A 23013-nucleotide genomic window follows, 5' to 3' on the forward strand; every position below is an offset into this window, starting at 1 on the left:
TTTAATTTTTAGTACGAACGGATTCACTTTAAATTTTTTGCAAAAATTGTCAAGTTTTTTTATAATTTTAAAGCTTTATTATAAATATCTTTACTATTAATGTTATATTTTAATGATATTTCTTTACATCCTTGTTTCAAAGATAAATTTTTACTTTTAGAGTGAAAAATAGCTTCTGAAGCAATTGCGTCTAAATCAAGCGCTTCTTTATTCAATTTATTAATATTAATACACACAACAAATTCACCTTGAATTTCATTTAAATTAGAGTAATATTCAATTATCTCTTTACAATTTCCTATTTTATGTTCTTCAAATTTTTTTGAAATTTCTTTAGAAACACAAAGATAAATGTCGTCATTTTTAAAATAATTTAATAGATTATTTAGAGTATTTAAAATTCTTTTTGGACTTTCAAATATAACTGCAATACATGGGGCTGAATGTTTCCATAATTCAAACTCTTGAGATTGATTTTTAATTGAGCGATCTAAAAAACCAGAAAAAATTGTTCTTGGTTGGATAAAGCCACATGCTGCGAGAGCAGCTGTTAAACTGCTAGGACCAGGAATAGATTGAATTGTTATATTATTTTTATGCGCTTCTGCAATTAATAATGAACCAGGATCTGAAATGCATGGCGTGCCAGCATCTGTAACTATTGCAGCCATTTTATTTTCAGAATTTAAAAGTTTACTTATCAAAAAATTAATCTTATTTTTTTCATTATGAGCATGTAAACTTTCTAATGGAGTTTTTATTTGAAAATAATGTAACAATTTTCCAGTATGCCTAGTATCTTCACATGCTATAAAATCAACTTGTGATAGCACCTCTTTTGCTCTTGGAGAAAAATCATTTAAAGTACCAATTGGGGTTGCAACAATATAAAGTGTTCCTGAATTCATTCTTGTCCTTTTGGATATTCATATGGTTCGGCATAAAACTTACCTTTATTATCTTTCAAAACTTTCCCAATAGAATGCTGAATATCATGAGTAAAAAATATTTTAGCATTTAGCGGTAAAACTTCTTCTAATAAAGTTCTTTTTTCATCAATAACTAATTCTGGATATCGATCATATCCCATAGAAATTGGAATATGCATCCAGGCAAAACCTGGAATTAAATCACTGGCAAAAATTAAAGGACCATCATTTAAATTAATTTGGGCAAGCATTAATCCTGGAGTATGACCATTAGAAAATCGAAATGTGATGAAAGGATCAAGCTCTGTTTTTTTGTTTTGCTCAACGAATTTAAGTCTACCAGAATTTAGTAGTAAATTATTCAAATGGGGAATATAAGAAGCACGGTCTCTTGAATGTGGATTTTGTGCACGTTCCCACTGCTCTTTTCCTACAAAAAATATTGCATTAGGGAAAAGAAGTCTTAGTTCACCATCATCAAATGCACTTAATATTCCTCCAGCATGATCAAAATGTAAATGTGATAGAATGACATAATGAATATCTTCATGCGATAAATTTTCTTTTTTAAGGCTTTCTAATAAAACATGATGTTTTTCAACTACACCATATCTTTCTTTCAGTTTAGGATCAAAAAAAGCTCCAACTCCTGCTTCTAGTAAAATATTTTTATTATTCCAGTTTTTTATTAATAAAGAATTACAAGCTAAAGGAATTCTATTTAACTCGTCAGGTTTTATCCAATGTTCCCACATTGGTTTTGGCGCATTTCCAAACATGGCTCCACCATCAAGCATTTGTGAGTTCCCAATTAAAGTAGAAATTTGCATTGCCTCTCCAATTTTTAATTAAAGTTTGGTTGAATCTTCAGAGCTATTTATATAAGGGTCAATACTCTCTAAATATGGAGCTATTGATTTAACAGGAATTTCTGATTGAATTATAACCCATTTTCCATTTCTGCTGAGATATGGTCCAGGTAATGGTACAAGTCCTCTTGGTAATAAAAAGTTTCCAAATGAAATTGTTTTGGTAATAAATATTTTTATTGTATTAAGAACTTCAGGATTTAATTCTTTACCTTGTTTAGTAAATAAATCTCCAATTGGTGAATAAAGTCTTATTTTAGGAATCAGTTTATCGCCATCAGTATCTAATGTTAAGGAAGCGCTTTCTGAGTAAGACGTAATATTATTAATTGATTTTTCAATCATTCTAAAATTAATTTCTCCGTTAGGTGAAGAAAAATAGTCAGATAAAACACTCGATTTTTTTCTTACTCGCGCTATAATATCAAGTAATTTATTTTGTGATTGTATCATATCAGCAAGAATAGAAATACTTGAATATTTTTTTGAACTGTCAGTTGGTAAAAGAAAATCAGCTCCTGAGGAAGAAACTGAAGTTAATATATTTTTGCTATCAGATTTTTTGCTAGGATTCAAACTATCAATGATAAATTGCTTTTGATTTGAATATACTATTGAATGTCCAACAATTGTCCAATAAATGTCTAGCTTAATTTTAAAATCATCGCTGAGTAAAGCTAAAAAGCCTTCTAAATTTTTTCTAAATGTATTTCTTTGAAAATTAAAACGTCCACAAAAATCCCAAGGGTTATTTTTTTGTGAACAAATTGAATTTAAAAATTCCAATGGATCACTTATTGAAAAAATAAGTTGTGAGTGGCTTATTTTTGTTGATTCATCGTAGTCTAATGACTCAGAAGATAATTCAATAGCATGGTTACTTAAAAAATTTTGGATTGAAATTGGAATATTATTTATGATAATATTTTTTAGAGTATCAGAAGAGAGGTTAACTATTTTTTTAATTAGTGGATCTAATGAAATTATAAATGAATCTTTTAAAGATAATTGGAGTTGAGTTACACCTCCAATTTGTAAAGTATTTCCATTCCATAATTCCTCAATTAAATGTGTCAGGGGTTTTGAAAAAGGATTGTCTTCAATTTCAGAAACAAGTTCATCATTATTTGCTATTATATTTTTTTGATCTTCAGCATTAAATGAGTCTTTTATTTCATTGCCAATGGGCTCTGGATCGAAAAATTCATTGTCATCAATTGCTTCAGAGGATGTTAGAAAGTCATTTAAAATATTATCTAGAGCAATAATAGCTTTATCACTATTTGTTGGAAAAAGATTAAATACAAAAAATCCCTTCGCACCTATTTCTCCTATTGGAGGAGTATTTTGCTGAGTTCTTGGATTATTTTCTAATCCAATATTTTTTGAAAATAAATAAAGTTGTTTATCTGTTTCTGTGGTATAATTAAAAGCAAATGCAAATGTAGGTTGTCCCACTTTTTGTGCAATATCTGATAAAGCTGGAGTTTCTGCTTTCATATTTATAAAAAAGTAACTACAAATAGCAAAAATAGATATTAATAGTAGGATCATAAGATATAATAAGTATTTTAAATAATTAAATTTCTGTTTCATAAAGTATTAATTTTCATTATAAAGATTATCGAAAAAGTTCAAATAACTTTCTAGCAGCATCCATTCTCTTTGATTCTTCAGAGTTTGGATCCGTTTTTTCTTTAATAACAAGTTGCTTTGGAATAGCTGAAAGAAAACGTGATGGTTTGGGCTCAACATCCTTCCCAGCAGCTTTCCCTTTTTTGCGAAACCCACAATAAGAGATAAAAAGTCTAAACTTAGCTCTTGTAATAGCAACATAAAAAAGACGCCTTTCTTCTTGAATTCCCGATTCAAGATTCATACTTTTTTCATGAGGCAAGATACCATCTTCAACACCAATTAGAAATACATTAGGAAATTCTAAGCCTTTGGATGAATGGATGGTCATTATTTGTACCTTATTTTTATTTTCTTTAGCAACATCATATCTTGCTTTATCTAGATGCAAAGCATCAACAACTGCTGAAATACTTTCATCTTCTAAATCTAGTTTTTCTATAACTTGAAAAACCCTTTCTACAACATTTATTCTAAATTGAGCTGTTTGCATATTATTTGATGTTAACAATATTTCGTTTTTTAAACCCATATGTTCAAAGCAATCTTTTAATTTTTGGGAAATTTCAATTTTATTTTTTGCTGAATTTAAATGAAAGCCATAAATTTTCCATTTGCTAAGAAAATCTTTTATTCCTTTATTTTCAAAAGAAAACTTTTGTAAAATTTCTATTAAACTGCAATTACTATTCAGTTTTTTTTCTTGGAGAAAAGAAGCTTTAATTTTCTCTAAAGTTCCTATTCCAACACCTCTAGAAGGAAGATTCATTATTCTAAATAAACTATTCAAATCATTTATATTATAGGCTAATTTTAAATATGAAAGAACATCTTTTACTTCTTTTCTATCAAAAAATTGAGCTCCTCCATGAACGACATATGGAATATCTTTTTCGATAAAAACTTGTTCAATTGATAAAGTTTGGCTATTTGAGCGAACAAGTACAGCTATATTTTCAAAAGTAAAATTTAATATATTTTTTTTAAGATCTAAAATTGAATCAGAAACAAATAAGGCTTCATCTCTTTCATTTTCACATGCATGTATAATGATTGGATGTAAATTAGGTTGTTCACTCCAAAGTTCTTTTCCAAGACGTTCAGTATTTTCACGAATAACGCTATTTGCTGCATTTAAAATATTAGGAGAGCATCGATAATTTTGTTCTAAAGTAATCTTTCTAGCTGCTGGATATTTTTTTAGAAAATCTGCTATTATTGAGGGCCTTGCCCCTCTCCAAGAATAAATACTTTGATCATCATCACCCACAACACAAATATTTTGATTTTTTTCTGACAACATACAAATAAGTTGAAATTGCGAATAGCTCGTATCTTGATACTCATCAACCATTAAATAGGTAAATTTTTCTTGAATTTCATTTAGTAAATCGGCATTATTTCTTAAACCAAGAACTGTTAGATAAACTATGTCATCAAAATCTATTAAATTATAAAGTCTTAATCTCCTGTTATATGAATTAAATAATTTGCAAAAAATCTTACTATCAAATACATTGTTTTGTCTTTTAAATTCTTCGTCACTAAAAAGTTTATCTTTATATTCAGAAATTTTTTGCGCAGCATTTTCATAAGAAATTATTTCTTCTAAATTAAATTCTTTTATAGAATCTTTAATTAAATTTGCACTTTCATTTTCATCACAAATTGAGAAATTTTTTTGCAAATTAAATTCAGAATGAAATTGTCTCAAAATTTTTAAGGCAAATGAATGGAAAGTTGATAATTCAACTTTTTTTGCACATTTTTCTCCTACTAAAAGTCCAAGTCTATCACGCATTTCTTTGGCGGCTTTATTGGTAAAACTTACCGCAACAATTTTTTCAGGCTTAATACCTGAATGAATCATCCAAGCTATCCTTGAGGTTATAACTTTTGTTTTTCCGGTTCCTGCCCCAGCAAGAACTAAGCAAGCACCCTGAATGTTTGTGACTGCATCTTTTTGTTCTTTATTTAATGAATTTATTATATTTTGCATAATTAATTTTTGAATATAAAAGCAAGTATTTCATCACCATAAGTACTTATTGCTAATGCTGCTGAGGCTAAAAATGGTCCAAATGGAATTGCAGTTGCTAATCCTTTTTTAGAAATAATTCCCCATAAAATACCAATTATTGCACCAATAATACTTGCATAAAATAAAGTAAAAACTACACCTTTCCATCCTAAAACGGCACCTATAAAACCAAGATATTTAACATCCCCCATTCCTATTCCTTGTTTACCTCTAAGAAGCTCGTAAATTTTAGCAATAAAAAAAAGTCCACCTGAACCAGTTATTATTCCAATTAAACTTCCTGACCAACCTAAGTTGTGATTAAAACAGCTTATTAAGAATCCTATAATAATTCCAGGATATATTATTTTGTTAGGTAAAATTCTATACTTTAAATCGATAATAGATAAAGGAATTCCTGTATATAATATCCATAAAGAAACAAAAAAAGGAACAAAATTATTAAAATGAAATTTTCCATACTGGAATGTTTCGACAGTAAGAAATGCTGGGAATGCTTCTAAAACATTTATAGGAGTTAAAAATCTAAAAAATATAAAAAGTGTTAATATTCCTGTTAAAAGTTCAACAATAGGATAAGTTATTGGAATTTTATAATTACATTTATTACATTTTGCATGGGTTAAGATGTAACCTATAACAGGAATTAATGCATAATTAGGTACAGTTTTTTTACAATTTGGACAAAAACTTCTTGGTCTAACAATAGAAATATTTAAAGGTATTCGATAAGCAACGACATTTAAAAAACTGCCAATTGATATTCCAAACAAGAATACAAAAATCCCGAAAATTATATTTAGTGTACTTAAATCTATAGGCATGTATTTTTCCTTGACAAAATTATAAATATCTATCAACTATTCTTATTCGATAGTTTAGAAACTCAATCTTATTTGCAGTAAACTATCTTAATGAATTGAACACGAGAAGAATATGAAATCAATCTCAAAAAATCGAAAAGCATGGCATGACTATTACATTGAAGAAAAGTATGAAGCTGGCCTGAGTCTAAAAGGAAGTGAAGTAAAAGTCTTACGAGGTGGACACGGAAGTGTTGTTGAAGGTTATGCTATGATTCGAGAAGGACAAGCTTGGCTGGTGAATACTTATATTCCGACCCTCAAAAATGCCAGTTATCTTAATCACGCTGAGCGGCGAGATAGACGTCTTCTTTTAAAGCGAAAAGAAATAGAAAAACTTGATACTGCAACTCGCCAAAAAGGATATACTCTAATTCCTCTGGAATTATATTTTGATGATAATAATAGAGTTAAATTAGAACTAGGCCTTGCTAAAGGTAAGGCAAATCATGATAAACGTGACACTGAAAAAGATAAAGATGCAAAACGAGAAGCTCAAAGAGCTTTAAGGCGTTAATCTACTTCTAAATTTATAGAAAATTCTTTGTCATCTTCAAAACTGTTTGCAGTAATCAGTTTTCCTTTGTGTCTTGCTATAATTTTTATGGTTGTTTTTCCTTTGCCTATAAATGAAAACTTATAAACTAAATTTCCGCTTGCTCCCATTGTAATGCTTGTAGGTTTACAACAATTGCTTTTTCCTTCAAATTTTACCATTGAGTTCATATATCTTGGCTCTAAATAATTATATGAAGTGGTGCTAATATCTCGAATGACGACTGCAATTTTGTCATCTTGATCTACTTTTAATGAAACCGTGTCTTTATCAACAGCGTCAATAATTTCATAGCCCTGATAATCTTCTTCATTGGGCAAAACATAAGTTTTAGATGTAGATGAACAACTAGAGAATAACAGTGCGGTTGAAAAACATAAACCAGTGAGAGTAAATAATCGTTTCATAGCTATGCCTTTATAATGAGCAAAATTTTGAAATCTATATGTTTGGATAAATTAGACCTTTAGTAATGTGACTAAAGGTCTATTTACATCCATTTTAATGGTTAACTAACACTACATGTTAACTTTGAAAGAGATTCTTTCCCAGTGGTCATCACTGAATCCCAAGAGCGACGAGCTTCATCGCCTTGAAACTCTTCGTCGTAAGTTTCAAGAAGATCTTGAATACCGTCAGCGTCTTCCAGAAGACTTAAAGCATTTACTGCAGAACGAAAATATCTAGCGGCTTCATTTGGATGGCGTTTTACTTTCAAGCATAAGCGACCCATTTCTTCATACCACTGAGCTTTTTCTTCTGGCAAAGCGTATTCGCCACTTTCGCCAAGTAAATAAATGTAAGAATTTAATGCTCTTACATGATCTCTTGCTGCTATCATCTCAGCAATTTTTGGTGACAAGGTTTGAATTGTTTTTCTGGCCCTTACTTGTTCTCTTCTTTTGTCTTCTAAACTCTCTTGAGAGTTTCTTTCAATAATTCGTTCACAATAAGCTTTCAAGAGGCGCAGATCTTCAGGAAGAACTTGGTCGCGTTCTGTTTCCAAAGTTGGGTTTATTTGACGAAATAAACTTAGTAATTCAGGTGGTTGTACATGTAGATAACTAGCAAGCACTTGAATCGCCCAAGGCCTTTCATCTGGCCACACTCTTTCAGCTCGTTCCATTTGCCTAATCAGTTCGTGCATATCCATAGCTTCTCCTTGATGGCTTTTCATCTTAGTAATTACAATACAGCAAACAACAAGCTCAAAAAACTTTCAGCAACAAATACATGCGACTTTAGCTCGCAATGGTCAAGACAATTTTTTGGCTTCCTGAAATTTTTGTGTAGAGGGTTGACTTTAAAATCTTCTTGAATTGAGATTTTACTTTATTATAAAAGAACTTTTTTATGGACATCTAGGAATAACATTTTTTTGGCTAACCTAAAAATAATGATGACTTATTGTCTTAATAATAAGAAGTCTCTCATTTGCTACATTTTTTCTAAGAGTGGGTCATAAATGACACAGTAATAGTAAGCATGCATCCTAGCTAGTCGAGCAAAAGCGCGAATCTTAAAACAAGAATGCTTTGGCATGATTTTTGCTGGTGGAAAAATGTTTCTATTATTTCTTTTCACCTGAATAAAAAAAATGTGAAAAGAAGTATATTCAAATCTTTTTTGGAGTGATCTAAATGCACACACTTTTGAATACCATTAAAAATATAAGCCAATCACCAAATTATAATTCGTCAGCAAATATGACGAAGGTCATTGCGGAAAATATTTTTAAGGATTTACGAGCATATGGTCTTGCTGATAAAGACATAGTAGCTATTTCGTCAGAGATATTGAATAAGCTTACTGATGACTTAAAAAGTCGTAATGAAAGAAGTCAAGCAGAGACTTAAAGAATATAGGTATAAAAGAAGGAGCCTGATTTTGGCAGGCTCCCATTTTGGTAGGACAGACTAAATCTGTTAATTCGAGGAGCAGGATAAACTTTTAGGTTATCCTGCTTTTTTGAGATGTTTATCTGCACTTTTTTTAGCAACAACTTTTCTAGCTGTTCTTTTTGCAGATTTTTTAGTGCGTTTTCTACGGGTTTTTTTAGTTGTAGAAGAGGCTTTAGTTTTACGTCTTTTTGCAGACGTTTTACGTTTAGTCTTTCTTTTTTTTGTGCCCGTAGCTTTTTTAGTTGAGCGCTTAGCTCTAGTTTTTCTACCAGCAGTTTTAGTAACTTTTTTACGTTTTTTTCTAGTTACTTTTGATTTCGTAGATTTTCTACGTTTTTTGCCAGTGGTTACTTTTTTTGCTGTACTGGCTTTTTTTCTTCTGCGTACCACCATAAAGTTTTCCTCTCTCATCATTGGTGATGATGTAATTACATGCCACATAGCGTCATCTCGACGCGTTCTAACGCAAAAGGCATCTTCACGACGCGTATACATTGCGCTTCACTTTTATATCGACATCTGTAAAAATACCTTGAGTTTATTTTAGAAGACTCATTGTGCACCTAACATAAATTTGGCAATTGTGTCTAAAAATTTAGTCAAACTAGTATGTAATATTTTAATAATTATAAAGGCTTATATGGAAAAAATCATTTTTGACCAACATTCTTTTATTCCAAACGGAGAAACAAAGTTTTGTTTTTTGTTCGGTGCAAACATTAAACATTCGCTCTCTCCAGAAATGCATTCAAAATGGTTTTTAGAACATTATCAAAATGCAGTATATTTGCCATTAGAAGTAATTGAAGGAAAAACACTTCTTTCATTAGTAAAGAGCTTAATAAATACCCAAAATTTTATAGGGGCAAATATTACCTTACCTTATAAAAATTTAATTTTAGAAGATAAAAATTTGATTAGATCAGAAATAGTGGAAAATGTATCTTCTGCTAATACTTTATATTTAAATTCAAAGGGTAAATGGACACTAGAAAATACTGATGTTTTAGGAATAAGAGAATCTATTCAGTATTTAAATAAAGAAAATAAACCTTTTAAAGTAATACTATTAGGTGGTGGAGGATCTGCTGTAAGTGTTATTTATGAATGTATAACAAATAATTTATGTAGATATATTAATATATTTACAAGAAATCCAGATAAAACAATTAGTAATTTTCCATTTATAGAGAAACAAAATAAATTAACTGTGAATAGTTTAGATAAATTAAATCAATATATTTCAAAGGAATTTTCTACTTATACTGTAGATGAAAAAGTAATCTTAATTAATACTCTTCCTTTAGGGGCAGAAAATAAAGATAATTTACATGGAAGTTACTTAGATGAAAATACATATGCCAATAATATTTTATTAACAGCAAAGAGTAAAAATATTAGTTACTTTGATTTAATTTATAAAGATACTAAGGCTGTAAGTCTAGCTAAGAAATTAGGAATAAATTCTATCAATGGTGAATTAATGCTTGTTACACAGGCAAAGGAAAGTTTTTATTTATGGACTGGAATTAAAGTTAAGGATTGAGAAATAAGTCAGCGACAGCTCGTAAAGTCTCTTCTTTTTTACAAAAAGCAAATCTTATCCATGGCAAGCTTTTTGGAGGTTGTTTGTAAAAAGATGATAATGGAATTGTAGCAATTCGGTTTGTTTCCATCAATTGTTTTGCATAGGTTAAATCTGATATGTCTCCAGCTAGATTGGCGTAATTTGCTGTAATAAAAAAAGTTCCTTGCGTATTGCTGACTATGTACCCGGCTCTTTCTAAAATTGATTTTAAAAAATTTCTTTTAATAAAGTATTGTTCTTTTTGTTCCTTTAAATAGGTATACAACCATTTATGATCTGACATAACATCTGCAATAGCTAATTGGATAAAAGCACTGCTGCAAAATACTGTAGCTTGATGGACAATTCGAATCGCTTCTGTCAAATTTTGAGGTGCACAAACCCAACCAATTTTTAAACTTGTAAAGCCAAAAGTTTTTGCTGCTGAGCTAATTCTAACAACTAAATGTTGAATTTTAGGAATTGAACATAATGATGTGTGGGTATAAGGTTCAAAAACAAGATTTTCGTAAACTTCATCACAGAGAATAATTGCATTTTTCTTTAAAAGCTTTGTGGCTATTCTATCAAGTTCATCTTCTGAAAATACCTTTCCAGTTGGATTATGAGGAGAATTAAAAATTGCAAGTTGAATACCTCCTGCGCAAGCAGCATCAAATTCAGACCAGTCTACGGTCCAACCCCCTCCCCTCACTCCTACTGGAGTATCAGGTGCATGTAATTTAACCGGGACTGCTTGCCCACCAGCGTTGGCAATAGCCTGATAATATGAATCAAAAGCGGGTTCAAAAACTAAAACTTTATCTCCTGGATTTACAAATGCATTTATGGCACAAAAAATAGCCTCAGTTGCGCCATTTGTTATGGTAATTTCTGTCTCAGGATCATATATAACACCTGTAGTTTTTTCTACAAAGAATGAAACTTCAGTTCTGAGTTGAGGCTCACCGTGGGATGGTGAATACTGGTTATGACAAGTTAATACTTGTTTGGAGATAGATTCAATTATTCGAATAGGACCGTAAAAATCTGGAAAACCTTGACCTAAATTTATTGCATTATGTAATTTAGCAAGTGAGGTCATTTCAGAAAAAATACTTTTACCTATAGAGTTCCATCTTTGAGCAATTTTATTAGAAATTTGCATTGCAATACCTTTAGAAAAAGATTTCTGTTACTGAAAATGAAGCCGGAATCATTTTCTAGATTAGATATACGGTAACAACACTTTAAATAGCTAAATACATTAGACTATTGTAAGTTTGAGAAATACTAGGTTAATAACCAGAGGTTTATTAAAAGCTAGTAAAATAAAAAAATCAACATTGGAAGTTGAAATTCTTAGTGTTTATTTTTTTGGAGATGATAAAATGACTTTTACTGTTAAATCTTTAAATAATTTTGAATATCTTTTCCTAGAAAAAATACATATTATTGATAAAAAATATGTTTTAAATGAGCAAATAAATATTCTTTTAAATGTGCAAGTTTCTGGTGGTATGGATAGCATGTGTTTATTAAATTCTTTAATTAAAATTGCACATTCCAAACATTTTAAACCTAATAATAAATTTATTATTATTGTTCAACATTTTAACCATCAAATGAGAGGAATAGAATCTGATTTAGATTCGCAATTTGTTGTTAATTTTTGCTTAAAAAATGGAATTTCTGTTTACGTTGAGAATTTTAATGATTACAAAATAAATTTAACTGGGAAAAATTTCCAGCAAGTTGCTAGAAATTGGCGGAAAAAAAAGGCTATTGAATTATCTGAAGAATTAAGTAAACAGCTAAATTGTAAAAAATATTTTATTTTAACAGCACATCATGCCCGCGATCATGTTGAGACAATTTTAATGCATTTAATTAGAGGTTGTTCACTTGATGGTTTAATAGGAATAAAAGAGTTTGATGAGGACGAAATTTATTTTAGACCTTTTGCTGAGATAAGTTTTTCACTACTTCAAAAATATTGTAATGAAGAAAAAATAAAATATAGACTAGATAGTTCTAATGAGTCAGACAAATATGATAGAAATTATATTAGACATAATATAATACCTCATTTGAGTAATTTAAATCATTCTTACGAAAAAGCATTTGTTTCCTTGTCAAATGATGTCGCTAATGTGTTAGCTATGCAAAAAGAAAAAAATTTAACCAATTCAATTGAAAAGAAGTGGCATTTAGATGCATTTTCTGTTAATGAAATTTACATGTATTTAATTGAAAAAAATAAGGAACTTAAAAGAGTGCTAACTCGAAATGCAGCCATGAATTTACTACATGAAATAAAAATTTTTAAAAAAAGTAATTTTTTGCAAAAGGATATTAACTTGGCACAGGGCTGGATTGTCCAGTTAAATAAGATTAATAATAACATTGACATAGAAGTTATGCAAAAAAATTTCATGAAATGAATTATGAATGTGCCTTGACTTACCGATGTAACGTTGCAAAGTGTATGATAGGGTGTAGAGTTCGCCTGTTTAGAAGCATAAATAATTTATGAACCTCTAACTCATTAGGTGAGGCTAAATAAAGTGATAGTTAAGGAGCTCGAATGGGTAAAGATTCCTGGGTGAAAGCTGCCTTAGTGTGGGCAGCTATTATAGTTTTATTTGTACTGACTTTTAAATTTTTGTACAAACCTCACGAAGAAGTTCAGAAAACATATCCTCAATTTCTTAGCTACATTGAGAAACCAGCAGGAGATCCTCAAAGTATTTTGAGTATCAGTATACGCTCTGATAACTTACGTGGCGATGAAATAACTGCCAAATTAAAAGATAATTCAGTGGTGACAACATATGCCCCTGCCGATGATGGAGTGAGAGCTCAATTACGGAAAGATTTGGATTCTAAAAAGATTCCAATAAATTATGAAAAACCTGATGAAGGAAGCGCTTGGTTAAACTTTGTTTCCATGTGGTTACCTTTGATTATTATCGTTATTTTCATGCTTCTCTTTTTGCGAAATATGCAAGGTGCTGGTGGAAAAGCCATGTCATTTGGGAAAAGCAGAGCAAAATTGCAAACTGACGGTGCTAATAAGGTTACATTTAAAGATGTTGCAGGTATTGAAGAAGTAAAACAAGAATGTACAGAAATAGTTGCCTTTTTGAAAGATCATAAAAAATTTCAAGAAATTGGGGCTAGAATTCCAAAAGGAGTGCTTATGATGGGTGCTCCCGGTACAGGTAAGACCCTTTTAGCGAGAGCGATAGCTGGAGAAGCTGGGGTTCCTTTTTTTACAATATCTGGTTCTGATTTTGTAGAAATGTTTGTTGGAGTTGGTGCATCGCGAGTTCGTGATTTATTTGAAAATGCTAAAAAGAATTCCCCTTGTATCATTTTTATTGACGAAATTGACGCTGTAGGAAGACATCGTGGAGCAGGAGTTGGTGGTGGGCATGATGAGCGTGAGCAAACACTAAACCAATTACTTGTAGAGATGGATGGATTTGAAGCAAACGATGCAGTCATCGTCATAGCCGCTACTAACCGTCCCGATGTACTAGATCCAGCTTTATTAAGACCTGGACGTTTCGATCGCCGCGTAATGGTTGGATTGCCAGATGTGAGAGGCCGCAAAGAAATTCTTGGCGTGCATATGAAGAAAATTAAGCATACTGAAGATATTAATGTTGAGCGTATTGCTCTTGGTACTCCTGGTTTTTCTGGGGCTGACTTGGAAAATTTATGTAATGAAGCTGCTCTAATGGCTGCTCGCAACGGTATGAAGCGAGTTACAGAAAAAGATTTTGAATCTGCAAAAGATAAAATTTTAATGGGTCCAGAAAGAAGAAGCGCAGTTCTTCCTAAGGAAACAATTAAAGTAACTGCTTTCCATGAAGCAGGGCATGCATTAGTAGCTTATTATTTAAAATCCAGAGAAAATGTGCATAAAATTACCGTCATTCCTCGTGGACAGGCGCTTGGGGTTACTGCTTATTTACCAAAAGAAGACATCTATGGTTATTCCAAAGAAGATCTTCTGACTAAAATTGCTTTTGCAATGGGTGGCAGAGCCGCTGAAGAAATTAAATTTTCACAATTTACTACGGGTGCCTCAAACGACATTCAACAAGCCACTGATTTAGCAAGACGCATGGTTTGTCAATTTGGTATGAGCCGCTTAGGACCTATAAATTTTGGCCAAAAAAGTGAAAATCCGTTTTTAGGACGTGATTGGGGTGAAGCTAGGAATTACTCAGAAACACTGGCACACGAAATAGACATGGAAGTATCTAAGATTATCAATACTCAATATGAGCTTGCAAAGCAGATTTTGGTTGATCATATGGACGTTTTTGAGAGAGTTTCAAATATTTTACTTGAAGTAGAAACTTTAGATGGAGAAGAGTTCCTTGCTGTTGTTGGGAATTCTGCCACAGCAGAAGAAATCAAAGAAATGCAGGCTAAGAAATCTTTAAGTGGTAGTCTTGAAGGTGATAATTCTAAGCAAGAAAATGCTGCTGGAATTAATTCGTTAAATACTACTCCAACACCTGCATAATTTAATTTTATTTTCCTTTTGACCTCACTTTTTTTTCTCGTTAAAAAATAGTGAGGTTTTTTATTTAGTAATTTTAAATGAGTAAATAAAAATGATAAATAGTGATGAAAAATTTAGAAAATTGTGTTCTGAAAATAAGCATTTATGGATGGGAATTTTAAATATTACTCCTGATAGTTTTAGTGATGGTGGAGCTTATTTAAAAGCTGAATCTGCATATACAAGAGCAATGCAACTAATAAAACATGGCGCAAAAATTTTGGATATCGGAGCTGTTTCTACAAGACCTTATGCAGAAGAAATCTCTATTAGTGAAGAATTAGATAGACTTTATCCAGTAATATTATCCTTAAAAGATAAAATACCAGATGATGTGTTAATCAGTCTTGATAGTTTTAACCCGGAAGTGACTTATGCATTGGCAAAAGAAAATTTAATTGATATCATTAATGACCAATTCTCAGGAAGAATCAAAAGGTTAAATTCAAATAATAATGAAACAAAGAATATAAGTAACGCAGAAATTGCTGCTTCTTTTAATTTAGGGTATGTTATTATGCATATGCAAGGAAAACCTGATAATATGCAAGATGCACCAATATATACAGATTGTACAGAAGAAGTCATTTTATTTTTGCAAGAGAGAATGATTTATGCTGAAAGATGTGGAGTGAAAGAAATTATCATAGATCCTGGTATTGGATTTGGTAAAACAGTCGAACACAATTTAGAATTACTGTCTCCTAAATTTATTAAAAAATTGTCAGCTTTAAATAAACATATTCTAATTGGATTATCAAGAAAATGGTTTATTGGGCAGTTGTATAAGGAATTAGATATACCTATTAAAAGAGATTATATTTCTAAAGAATATGAATTTAAATGCATTGCTAATGGCGTTAAAATAATCCGATCACATGTAATGCCTTCAGAATTGATTTATAAATAAGGTAACTAATATGGATGCAAATGAATTATGGCATATTATTATTAATGAAATAGAAGTTATTAAAAAAGAAACTGATTCCTTACACCATCCTGTTCTTGAAAGAGCATGTACTTCTATTAAAGAAGCAATCGATAAGTTTTTTAGTGAGCAAGTTTCTATTGGCTTACCTCATCCACATCCAAGAAGTAGGATTTATCGCTCAGAGCCTAAAACTTGGGATATAAGAGATACTTTATCTGATGAAGTGGCGAATTTAATAATTAAAAAAGCTAAAAAAACCAAAAAAAAACCTATTTGTGTATTTGATTTAGATGGGACATTATTTGATGTCGGTTACAGAACAATCGGAATTATAAAAGAATGGCTGGAGTCTGATGCAGCAGTGCATTTTGACAAAAGTATTCTACAAAAAATAAGGAAAATAAATTATGATCATATTGGATATAGTTTATCGCATTTATTTGAAAATTCAGGTTTTGATTTACGTAATCAACAAATAATGGCAGTCTTTTCTTCAATTGAAAGGGTTTGGAAAAAGAAATTTTTTGATGGAATTAGTTTAGTAAAATATGATCAAACTATTGAAAATTCATGCGAATTTGTTAAATATTTAAAGAATAATGGTTTAGAAATATTTTATTTGACAGGTAGATATTGGCACTCAATGCGCCATGGTACTATAGAACAGTTAAAAAAATTTGATTTTCCATTATTAGAAGAAAATTTAATATTAAAATTAAATCCTTTTGAAGATGATCAACTATTTAAAGCAGAACAAATAAGGATTTTAGGAAAAGAATTTGATATTTGTGGAAATTTTGAAAACGAATACCTAAATTTAGCATACATGGCTTTAGAAGCAAAAAATGCAATTAATGTTATTGTCGATTCTCAACATTCAGGAAGACCTACTCCATTATTAGAAATTCCAATCTATCGTATTTCTCAATTTGAAAAGTGTAAAAAAAATGAATAACTATAATTTTGATGAAGAGTTTAACAGAATTGGTAGTAATTGTTTTAAATGGGATGGGAGAAAAAAATTTTTAGGAAACGAAAATTTAATTCCAATGCATATTGCTGATATGGATTTTAAGTGTGCTCCTGAAATTTTAGAAGAAATAGAGAAAAGAGCAAAGCATCCTTTTTTTGGCTATACAATATATTCTGGCTCGCATTTTGAATGTATGGCTGAATGGTTACATAGGAGACATAATTGGAAAGTTTTAAGTAATAATTGTTTATATTCTCCTTCTGTTGTGACTTCATTAAGTATAATTATATTCTCTTTAACAAATGAAAATGATGGAGTCATTGTTCAAACTCCAATATATCCTCCTTTTATGGAGGTTGTAAGAAACAATAATAGAAAATTATTAATAAACGAATTAAAGTTAAATGAACAAGGTAATTATTCTTTTGATTTTGATAATTTTGAAGATTTATGTAAAAAGAATGCACCTAAAATATTGTTATTCTGTAATCCACATAATCCTATTGGTAAAGTTTGGGAAAAACATGAGCTACTAAAAGTAGCTGAATTATGTAAAAAATATAATATTATTGTAGTATCAGATGAAATTCATAGCGATATTGTTTATAAGCCAAAGAAACATGTTCCTTTTGCAAGCTTAGGTAAAGATATAGCTGAATTAACTTTGACATGTACATCTCCTGCAAAAACTTTTAATTTGCCAAGTATTTCTAGTTCCGTAATAATTGTAGAAAATAATAATTATAAAAAAATTTTAGACAAAGCTTTAGACAGATTTCATTTGTTTTTACCATCAGCATTCTCTGTATTATCTTTTGAGGCAGCTTACAAATATGGAGAAAAATGGTATAATTCTTTAATGGAATATTTGTTAATAAATAGAGAGGTTGTTTTTAATTGGGCAAATAAAAACAATAAATTTATTCAACATGTTTCTCCAGATGGAACTTATTTAGCTTGGATATCTTTTAAGAGCTTGAACTTAAAAGATATTGAATTAAAAAAGCTTATTTATGAAAATGCAAATGTTGCTTTAGATCCTGGGACCCGTTTTGGAAAAGGTGGAGAAGGATTTATGCGCTTAAATTTTGCGTGTCCTTTAAATCAATTAAATAGGGCACTAGAAAAAATTGAAATGGTTTTTAAATGAATTTAATAAATTTTATTTATTGTTAAAAGTTTGATAAAAAATATTATAAGATATTATTAGTAAAGAATATTATTAATAATTATAACTATTTTCTAAAAAAATACCCTTGCTCTATATTTATTTCTGTGATAAAAAATTTGTCTATAATGTCTATGTTATAGATTTTACTGTAAAAAAAATAAGCTTTGGCTTAATTATTTTTAAATTATAGATTGTTTTTTTATTTTCTAAATTGCTTATATTATTTATATAACAATTCATTTTTCTTGTAGAATTATAAATATTAAGAGATTTTTATGTCAAAACAAAATAAAACACTTGCATTCTTATTTGTTACTTTTTTACTAGTCTACGAGTTCAGTGTATATATTGCAAATGATATGATTATGCCAGCTATGATTAATATAGTAAATGAATTTAATGTTTCAGATTCATTTATAGCCTCTTCATTAACTATTTTTGTGCTTGGAGGTGCTACTTTACAATTATTATTAGGACCTCTTTCTGATAAATATGGCAGTCGTAAAATTATGCTTGGAGGAGTTTTATTATTTTTGACTGCAACAGTAGTTAATGGACTATCCAGAAATATTGAGGAGTTTTTGGTTTCAAGGTTTCTTCAAGGCATGGGTATTTGCTATATTGGAGTGATTGGATATGCCAAAATACAACAAATGTTTGAAGAAAAGCTGGCGGTTAGAATAATTTCTATTATGACAACAATATCTATTATTGCCCCATTAATTGGACCTTTATCGGGAAGTTTATTTTTACAATATTATAACTGGCGTGGAATAAATTTAGTCATTGGTTTTTTTGCATGTATAGCTCTGATAGGACTTTACTTCTTTTTCCCAATTGATGCAAAAGTTAACTCAATAGCCAAGCAAAAAAGTGGAAATTTTTTAAGGGAAACAGCTTTGCAATATAAAGCACTATTCAAAAATAAAAAATTTATATTTGGAGTATTGGCTTTTTCTTTTGCTGAACTTTCAATAATAATTTGGATTGCGTTATCTCCATTATTATTGATGAGAAAAGCTGAATTATCAAGGTTTGATTACGGTTTATATCAAATACCAGTATTTGGTTCGTTTATCTTAGGTGTAATTATTTTGCAGTTTTTAATTAAAAAATGTGATTTAGAAGTTCTTATTAAAATTGGAACAATTTTAATTGGTATAGGATTGTTTTCAAGTCTTGTATTTTCTATTCTCCTTAATCAGCATTATTATGTAATGGTTTTTGCTTTCTCTTTATATTCCTTAGGATTAGGTTTAGTAAGTTCACCTATAACACGTTTGCTCCTTTTTTCATCGGAATTACCCAAAGGAATAGTAAGTGCTTTATTTAGTGTTATGCTAATCATTATCCTTGCATGTGGTACTGAGTTTGCAAACTTTATATACAGAGATTTAAGCAATATAAAATTAGGTGGTTATTTGTCTTTATTATATCTAATTTACGTTTCAAGTCTGTACTTTTTTATAAATGCAAAGCAAATTGATAAAAAAGAAGATTTTATAGAGAAAAAAATTATAGGTTAATTTAGCAATTAATTACTTTTTCAAAAAATATTTATAAGCTTAATTCTAGATATTAAATATATTTTTGTTAATTAGAAGTGTTTGGTAATAAAGTTTATTAAATTAAAATTAGATTGAAATTAAAGTTTAAAATTTTTTTAATAATTTTTCTTGTAAATATATTTTGCTATTCAAACTGCAATACCATTTTTAAACAGATTAATTTTTTTATCTAGGCTCGGAAATTTTTGTCAGTGAATGGTAAAAATACTTAATATTGTTGGGCCAAGCACCTTTGTGGTGTTCAAATCCTGCTTTAACATTCCATGATAATTTATTTTGACTCCCTGCTTGGATAATATCAGGACCTTGTAAAAGCAATTGCTCTAGGGTTTTTTCAGCTGGGCGGATAATTGCAATGTGTCCAGGTTTTTTGGGGTTTGGACTTTGAAAAGTGGCTACTACAAAATTACCTTCATTTGCTAGTTTTTGTGCTTCTTGCATATTTGTTAAGCTTTTCCAGCCGTTTTGGATCCCCTCATGAGTTCCAAACCATCTTGCTTGTGCATTGGCTAACAATATTTGACCATGTTCTGGTGGTCTTAACATATAGATATTGAGTCTTTTTGCCATAGCTGCAGCAAAAGCGCTGCAATGCGTAGATTTTCCAGGGCCTTTATAATCAGCTTTTTTATCTGGTTTTCCTGTTTCCCAATTTACATGCAAGTGTGCAAGCCATAGATGCTCTACACCTGATTCATCTAAGAATTTAAGAAGAGAATTTCCTGCTGGACTTATTACACCACAGCATGAAGTCTTTTTTTCTTCAGCAAATAATTCAGGTAAAAAAAATATGATACTTAAAATTAATGTTAATATAAAATTCTTGTTAAAATAATTATGCACAGAATATTTCCTTTCTAATTTGATTTAATCTATTTGTTAAATTAACTAAATTGAAAACTCTCTTGTTTTATAGGTAATGTTTTTCTTCATTATTAAGTGTAATTTATTTTAAAAGGAAATAAGAATAATTTGAGGAGAAAAGTAACACTTATAAATAAAGTGTTACTTTTTTGAAGTAGCTGCGATTAAATTTAAAGCGCTTCCTGCTTTAAACCAGCCAATTTGTTGCTCATTAAAGGTGTGATTTAACAAAATAGTATCTGTTTGTCCGTCAGCATGTTTTACAGTTAAAGTAAGCTGCTTACCTGGTGCTAAATCTTTTGCATTTAGTGAAAAAGTATCATCTTCCTTAATTTTTTCATAGTCAGCAGGAGTAGCAAAAGTTAAAGGTAGCATGCCTTGTTTCTTTAAATTTGTTTCATGAATGCGTGCAAAGCTTTTAACTATTATAGCTTTACCGCCTAAGTGACGAGGTTCAAGCGCTGCATGTTCACGCGAACTTCCTTCACCATAGTTTTCTTCTCCAATAACAATCCAACCAATTCCATTAGCTTTATAGTCCCTGGCAGTAGCCGGAACTGCTCCAGTATTTCCATTTAATTGGTTTTTCACTTTATTGGCTTCACCATTATAAGCATTGATCGCGCCAATAAGTAGGTTATTTGAAATATTATCCAAATGCCCACGGTACTTTAACCAGCTACCAGCCATTGAAATGTGATCTGTAGTGCATTTGCCTTTAGCTTTGATAAGAAGTTTTAAACTATTAAAATCATTCTCAACATGCGGAGCCTTGAATGGACTTAAAGCTTGTAAACGATCACTTTGTGGGTTGATGTTTACAGAAATACTAGAGCCATCAGCTGCAGGCGCAACATATCCATGCTCATCTTTTACAAAGCCTTTGTCTGGTAGATCAAGCCCTTTTGGTGTTTGCAACATGACTTTCTCGCCTTTGTCATTCATGACAGGCTCTTTTGTAAAGTCGATGGAAAGATCTCCAGCTAAAGCAAAGCCAATGACTGTTTCAGGTGAGGCAACAAATGCATGTGTTTTAGGGTTGCCGTCGTTTCTAGCAGTAAAATTACGATTGAAGCTTGTGACAATAGAATTTTTTTCTTGTGCTCCATGACGCTTCCATTGACCAATACATGGCCCACAAGCATTCGCCATTACATTTGCGCCAAGCTTTTCTAAAATGCCTAATTGTCCATCTCTTTCAATGGTTGCTCTAACTTGCTCACTTCCTGGAGTGATTAGAAATTCACATTTAGATTTTATTCCTTGCGCCGCAGCCTGTTTTGCTACTGATGCAACTCTATCAATATCTTCGTATGATGAATTCGTACAAGAACCAATGAGTGCAGCACTTAATTGAGCAGGCCAGTTGTTGTCTTTTACTGCTTTTGCGAATTGAGAAATAGGAGTCGCTAAGTCGGGGGTAAATGGACCATTTACATGTGGTTCAAGGGTATCAAGGTCAATAGTAACGACCTGATCGTAAAATTTTTCTGGATTTTTTTCTACTTCTATGTCTGTTTTTAAGTATTCACTTAGGCCGTCAGCAAGTTTTGCAATTTCAGCACGCTCTGTCTTTTTAAGATAGTCAGCCATACGGGAATCATATGGGAATAGTGAAGTAGTGGCACCAATTTCAGCACCCATATTGCAAATTGTACCTTTCCCAGTACAGGAAAGAGTCGTAGTCCCAGGGCCAAAATACTCGACAATAGCACCAGTTCCGCCCTTTACTGTTAAGATGCCAGCAAGCTTTAAGATAACATCTTTGGGTGAAGCCCAGCCTTTTAAAGAGCCAGTCAATTTGACTCCAATAAGTTTAGGAAATTTAAGTTCCCAAGGAATACCAGCCATTACATCAACGGCATCTGCGCCACCAACTCCGATGGCAATCATTCCAAGACCACCTGCATTTGGCGTGTGTGAATCTGTACCGATCATCATTCCACCAGGAAAAGCGTAGTTTTCAAGAACAACTTGGTGGATAATACCAGCACCAGGCTTCCAAAATCCAATTCCATATTTTTTTGAAACATTTGCCAAAAACTCATAGACTTCAGCGTTATCTTTATTTGCTGTTGCTAGGTCGGTTTTAGCGTTAATTTCAGCTTGGATAAGGTGGTCACAGTGAACTGTTGAAGGAACGGCTACTTTTGGGATTCCTGCAGACATAAACTGCAAAAGAGCCATTTGAGCAGTAGCATCTTGCATTGCGACTCTGTCTGGAAAGAAGTCCACGTAGTCTTTTCCACGTGCAAAGTTATTTAATTCGGTTCCTTTTGAGCCGTTTGCTGGTTTTAAATGTGCGTAAAGAATTTTTTCGGTGTAAGTCATCGGTCGGCCAAGAAGTTTGCGGGCAGCATCTACATTAGATTTAAAATTTGCATAAACTTTTTTAACCATATCAAGATCTTGAACCATAAAAACCTCCAAAAAACAAAACAAGCTCATGTATTTAAAACATGTGCGCTATAAAATGTCATAACTTCTTGTCGGTAGATATAAAACAAAGTGTGACATAATAATTTCTTCTCAGCTATAAAAAAAATGTATATCTGAGTCCTCT

Annotated in this window: 20 protein-coding genes; 9 read left to right on the forward strand and 11 right to left on the reverse strand. The window is 30.9% G+C overall.

Features of this window, described 5'->3' with window-relative positions; translation table 11 throughout:
* Window positions 1–59 precede the first annotated feature (59 nt).
* Genes rsmI through GOY08_RS10890 form a run of 5 tightly spaced genes read right to left on the reverse strand, consistent with a single transcriptional unit; the run spans window position 60 to window position 6298 of the window.
* The gene (gene rsmI, locus GOY08_RS10870; protein ID WP_158998931.1) at window positions 60–908 is read right to left on the reverse strand and encodes a 16S rRNA (cytidine(1402)-2'-O)-methyltransferase; all 849 of its coding nucleotides are present in this window, start codon (window positions 906–908) and stop codon (window positions 60–62) included.
* Window positions 905–1759, reverse strand: coding sequence for an MBL fold metallo-hydrolase (locus tag GOY08_RS10875; RefSeq protein ID WP_158998932.1), 855 nt, complete (start codon window positions 1757–1759; stop codon window positions 905–907). The genes rsmI and GOY08_RS10875 overlap by 4 nt, the downstream gene beginning before the upstream one ends.
* Before the next feature lie 18 nt (window positions 1760–1777).
* Window positions 1778–3394, reverse strand: coding sequence for a hypothetical protein (locus tag GOY08_RS10880; protein ID WP_158998933.1), 1617 nt, complete (start codon window positions 3392–3394; stop codon window positions 1778–1780).
* 25 nt (window positions 3395–3419) lie between these two features.
* Window positions 3420–5432, reverse strand: a complete 2013-nt coding sequence (locus GOY08_RS10885) for an ATP-dependent helicase (RefSeq protein ID WP_158998934.1) — start codon at window positions 5430–5432, stop codon at window positions 3420–3422.
* 2 nt (window positions 5433–5434) lie between these two features.
* Window positions 5435–6298 carry a prepilin peptidase gene (locus GOY08_RS10890; RefSeq protein WP_158998935.1) on the reverse strand — a complete coding sequence of 288 codons (864 nt, stop codon included), beginning with the start codon at window positions 6296–6298 and terminating at the stop codon, window positions 5435–5437.
* Between the two features lie 112 nt (window positions 6299–6410).
* Here GOY08_RS10890 and smpB point away from each other — a divergent pair, with 112 nt between their 5' ends.
* Complete coding sequence (gene smpB, locus GOY08_RS10895; protein WP_158998936.1) at window positions 6411–6854, forward strand: SsrA-binding protein SmpB; 444 nt, start codon at window positions 6411–6413, stop codon at window positions 6852–6854.
* On the opposite strand, the gene GOY08_RS10900 is transcribed toward smpB, so the two are convergent.
* Both GOY08_RS10900 and GOY08_RS10905 read right to left on the reverse strand, forming a co-directional pair.
* Window positions 6851–7300, reverse strand: a complete 450-nt coding sequence (locus GOY08_RS10900) for a hypothetical protein (protein ID WP_158998937.1) — start codon at window positions 7298–7300, stop codon at window positions 6851–6853. The two genes, smpB and GOY08_RS10900, sit on opposite strands and share 4 nt — an antisense overlap.
* Window positions 7301–7401: 101 nt before the next feature.
* Complete coding sequence (locus GOY08_RS10905) at window positions 7402–8046, reverse strand: hypothetical protein (protein ID WP_158998938.1); 645 nt, start codon at window positions 8044–8046, stop codon at window positions 7402–7404.
* A 487-nt stretch (window positions 8047–8533) separates the two neighbouring features.
* On the opposite strand from GOY08_RS10905, the gene GOY08_RS10910 reads away from it, so the two are divergent.
* The gene (locus tag GOY08_RS10910; protein ID WP_158998939.1) at window positions 8534–8749 is read left to right on the forward strand and encodes a hypothetical protein; all 216 of its coding nucleotides are present in this window, start codon (window positions 8534–8536) and stop codon (window positions 8747–8749) included.
* Between the two features lie 99 nt (window positions 8750–8848).
* Here GOY08_RS10910 and GOY08_RS10915 read toward each other — a convergent pair whose 3' ends face one another.
* Window positions 8849–9289: a hypothetical protein gene (locus GOY08_RS10915; protein WP_158998940.1), complete on the reverse strand. Its 441-nt coding sequence runs from the start codon at window positions 9287–9289 to the stop codon at window positions 8849–8851.
* 145 nt (window positions 9290–9434) lie between these two features.
* On the opposite strand from GOY08_RS10915, the gene GOY08_RS10920 reads away from it, so the two are divergent.
* Window positions 9435–10340, forward strand: coding sequence for a shikimate dehydrogenase family protein (locus GOY08_RS10920; RefSeq protein ID WP_158998941.1), 906 nt, complete (start codon window positions 9435–9437; stop codon window positions 10338–10340).
* Here the strand turns inward: GOY08_RS10920 and GOY08_RS10925 are convergent.
* A complete protein-coding gene (locus tag GOY08_RS10925; protein WP_158998942.1) occupies window positions 10330–11529 on the reverse strand; it encodes an aminotransferase class I/II-fold pyridoxal phosphate-dependent enzyme in 1200 nt (399 codons plus the stop codon). The two genes, GOY08_RS10920 and GOY08_RS10925, sit on opposite strands and share 11 nt — an antisense overlap.
* Window positions 11530–11752: 223 nt before the next feature.
* Between GOY08_RS10925 and tilS the strand changes: the two genes are divergently transcribed.
* The 6 genes from tilS (at window position 11753) to GOY08_RS10955 (ending at window position 19544) form a co-directional block, all read left to right on the forward strand.
* Window positions 11753–12805: a tRNA lysidine(34) synthetase TilS gene (gene tilS / locus GOY08_RS10930; protein WP_158998943.1), complete on the forward strand. Its 1053-nt coding sequence runs from the start codon at window positions 11753–11755 to the stop codon at window positions 12803–12805.
* Between the two features lie 143 nt (window positions 12806–12948).
* Entirely contained in the window at window positions 12949–14904 is a 1956-nt protein-coding gene (ftsH, locus tag GOY08_RS10935) for an ATP-dependent zinc metalloprotease FtsH (protein ID WP_158998944.1), read from the forward strand.
* A gap of 91 nt (window positions 14905–14995) precedes the next feature.
* Window positions 14996–15853: a dihydropteroate synthase gene (gene folP / locus GOY08_RS10940; protein ID WP_158998945.1), complete on the forward strand. Its 858-nt coding sequence runs from the start codon at window positions 14996–14998 to the stop codon at window positions 15851–15853.
* Window positions 15854–15863: 10 nt separating this feature from the next.
* The gene (locus GOY08_RS10945; protein WP_158998946.1) at window positions 15864–16829 is read left to right on the forward strand and encodes an HAD family acid phosphatase; all 966 of its coding nucleotides are present in this window, start codon (window positions 15864–15866) and stop codon (window positions 16827–16829) included.
* Window positions 16822–17997 (forward strand): MalY/PatB family protein, encoded by a 1176-nt coding sequence (locus GOY08_RS10950; RefSeq protein WP_158998947.1) that lies wholly within the window; start codon window positions 16822–16824, stop codon window positions 17995–17997. Before GOY08_RS10945 ends, GOY08_RS10950 begins: the two co-directional genes overlap by 8 nt.
* 296 nt (window positions 17998–18293) lie before the next feature.
* Complete coding sequence (locus tag GOY08_RS10955; RefSeq protein ID WP_158998948.1) at window positions 18294–19544, forward strand: MFS transporter; 1251 nt, start codon at window positions 18294–18296, stop codon at window positions 19542–19544.
* Between the two features lie 207 nt (window positions 19545–19751).
* Here GOY08_RS10955 and GOY08_RS10960 read toward each other — a convergent pair whose 3' ends face one another.
* Together GOY08_RS10960 and GOY08_RS10965 are read right to left on the reverse strand one after the other, a co-directional pair.
* On the reverse strand, window positions 19752–20429 hold the full coding sequence (locus GOY08_RS10960) for a hypothetical protein (protein WP_158998949.1): 678 nt from the start codon (window positions 20427–20429) through the stop codon (window positions 19752–19754).
* A 162-nt stretch (window positions 20430–20591) separates the two neighbouring features.
* Window positions 20592–22868, reverse strand: coding sequence for an aconitate hydratase (locus tag GOY08_RS10965; protein WP_158998950.1), 2277 nt, complete (start codon window positions 22866–22868; stop codon window positions 20592–20594).
* Window positions 22869–23013: the final 145 nt, after the last annotated feature.

The organism is Pigmentibacter ruber (genome assembly GCF_009792895.1).
Classification (GTDB): Bacteria; Bdellovibrionota_B; Oligoflexia; order Silvanigrellales; family Silvanigrellaceae; genus Silvanigrella; species Silvanigrella rubra.

Bases quoted from the DNA above. Each gene is read 5' to 3' on its own strand.
- GOY08_RS10955 (WP_158998948.1), top strand. From the start codon at position 18,294: ATGTCAAAACAAAATAAAACACTTGCATTCTTATTTGTTACTTTTTTA.
- smpB (WP_158998936.1), top strand. From the start codon at position 6,411: ATGAAATCAATCTCAAAAAATCGAAAAGCATGGCATGACTATTACATT.
- folP (WP_158998945.1), top strand. From the start codon at position 14,996: ATGATAAATAGTGATGAAAAATTTAGAAAATTGTGTTCTGAAAATAAG.
- tilS (WP_158998943.1), top strand. From the start codon at position 11,753: ATGACTTTTACTGTTAAATCTTTAAATAATTTTGAATATCTTTTCCTA.
- GOY08_RS10925 (WP_158998942.1), bottom strand. From the start codon at position 11,529: ATGCAAATTTCTAATAAAATTGCTCAAAGATGGAACTCTATAGGTAAA.
- GOY08_RS10965 (WP_158998950.1), bottom strand. From the start codon at position 22,868: ATGGTTCAAGATCTTGATATGGTTAAAAAAGTTTATGCAAATTTTAAA.
- GOY08_RS10880 (WP_158998933.1), bottom strand. From the start codon at position 3,394: ATGAAACAGAAATTTAATTATTTAAAATACTTATTATATCTTATGATC.
- GOY08_RS10950 (WP_158998947.1), top strand. From the start codon at position 16,822: ATGAATAACTATAATTTTGATGAAGAGTTTAACAGAATTGGTAGTAAT.
- ftsH (WP_158998944.1), top strand. From the start codon at position 12,949: ATGGGTAAAGATTCCTGGGTGAAAGCTGCCTTAGTGTGGGCAGCTATT.
- rsmI (WP_158998931.1), bottom strand. From the start codon at position 908: ATGAATTCAGGAACACTTTATATTGTTGCAACCCCAATTGGTACTTTA.
- GOY08_RS10905 (WP_158998938.1), bottom strand. From the start codon at position 8,046: ATGGATATGCACGAACTGATTAGGCAAATGGAACGAGCTGAAAGAGTG.
- GOY08_RS10875 (WP_158998932.1), bottom strand. From the start codon at position 1,759: ATGCAAATTTCTACTTTAATTGGGAACTCACAAATGCTTGATGGTGGA.
- GOY08_RS10920 (WP_158998941.1), top strand. From the start codon at position 9,435: ATGGAAAAAATCATTTTTGACCAACATTCTTTTATTCCAAACGGAGAA.
- GOY08_RS10915 (WP_158998940.1), bottom strand. From the start codon at position 9,289: ATGTATACGCGTCGTGAAGATGCCTTTTGCGTTAGAACGCGTCGAGAT.
- GOY08_RS10900 (WP_158998937.1), bottom strand. From the start codon at position 7,300: ATGAAACGATTATTTACTCTCACTGGTTTATGTTTTTCAACCGCACTG.
- GOY08_RS10945 (WP_158998946.1), top strand. From the start codon at position 15,864: ATGGATGCAAATGAATTATGGCATATTATTATTAATGAAATAGAAGTT.
- GOY08_RS10910 (WP_158998939.1), top strand. From the start codon at position 8,534: ATGCACACACTTTTGAATACCATTAAAAATATAAGCCAATCACCAAAT.
- GOY08_RS10890 (WP_158998935.1), bottom strand. From the start codon at position 6,298: ATGCCTATAGATTTAAGTACACTAAATATAATTTTCGGGATTTTTGTA.
- GOY08_RS10885 (WP_158998934.1), bottom strand. From the start codon at position 5,432: ATGCAAAATATAATAAATTCATTAAATAAAGAACAAAAAGATGCAGTC.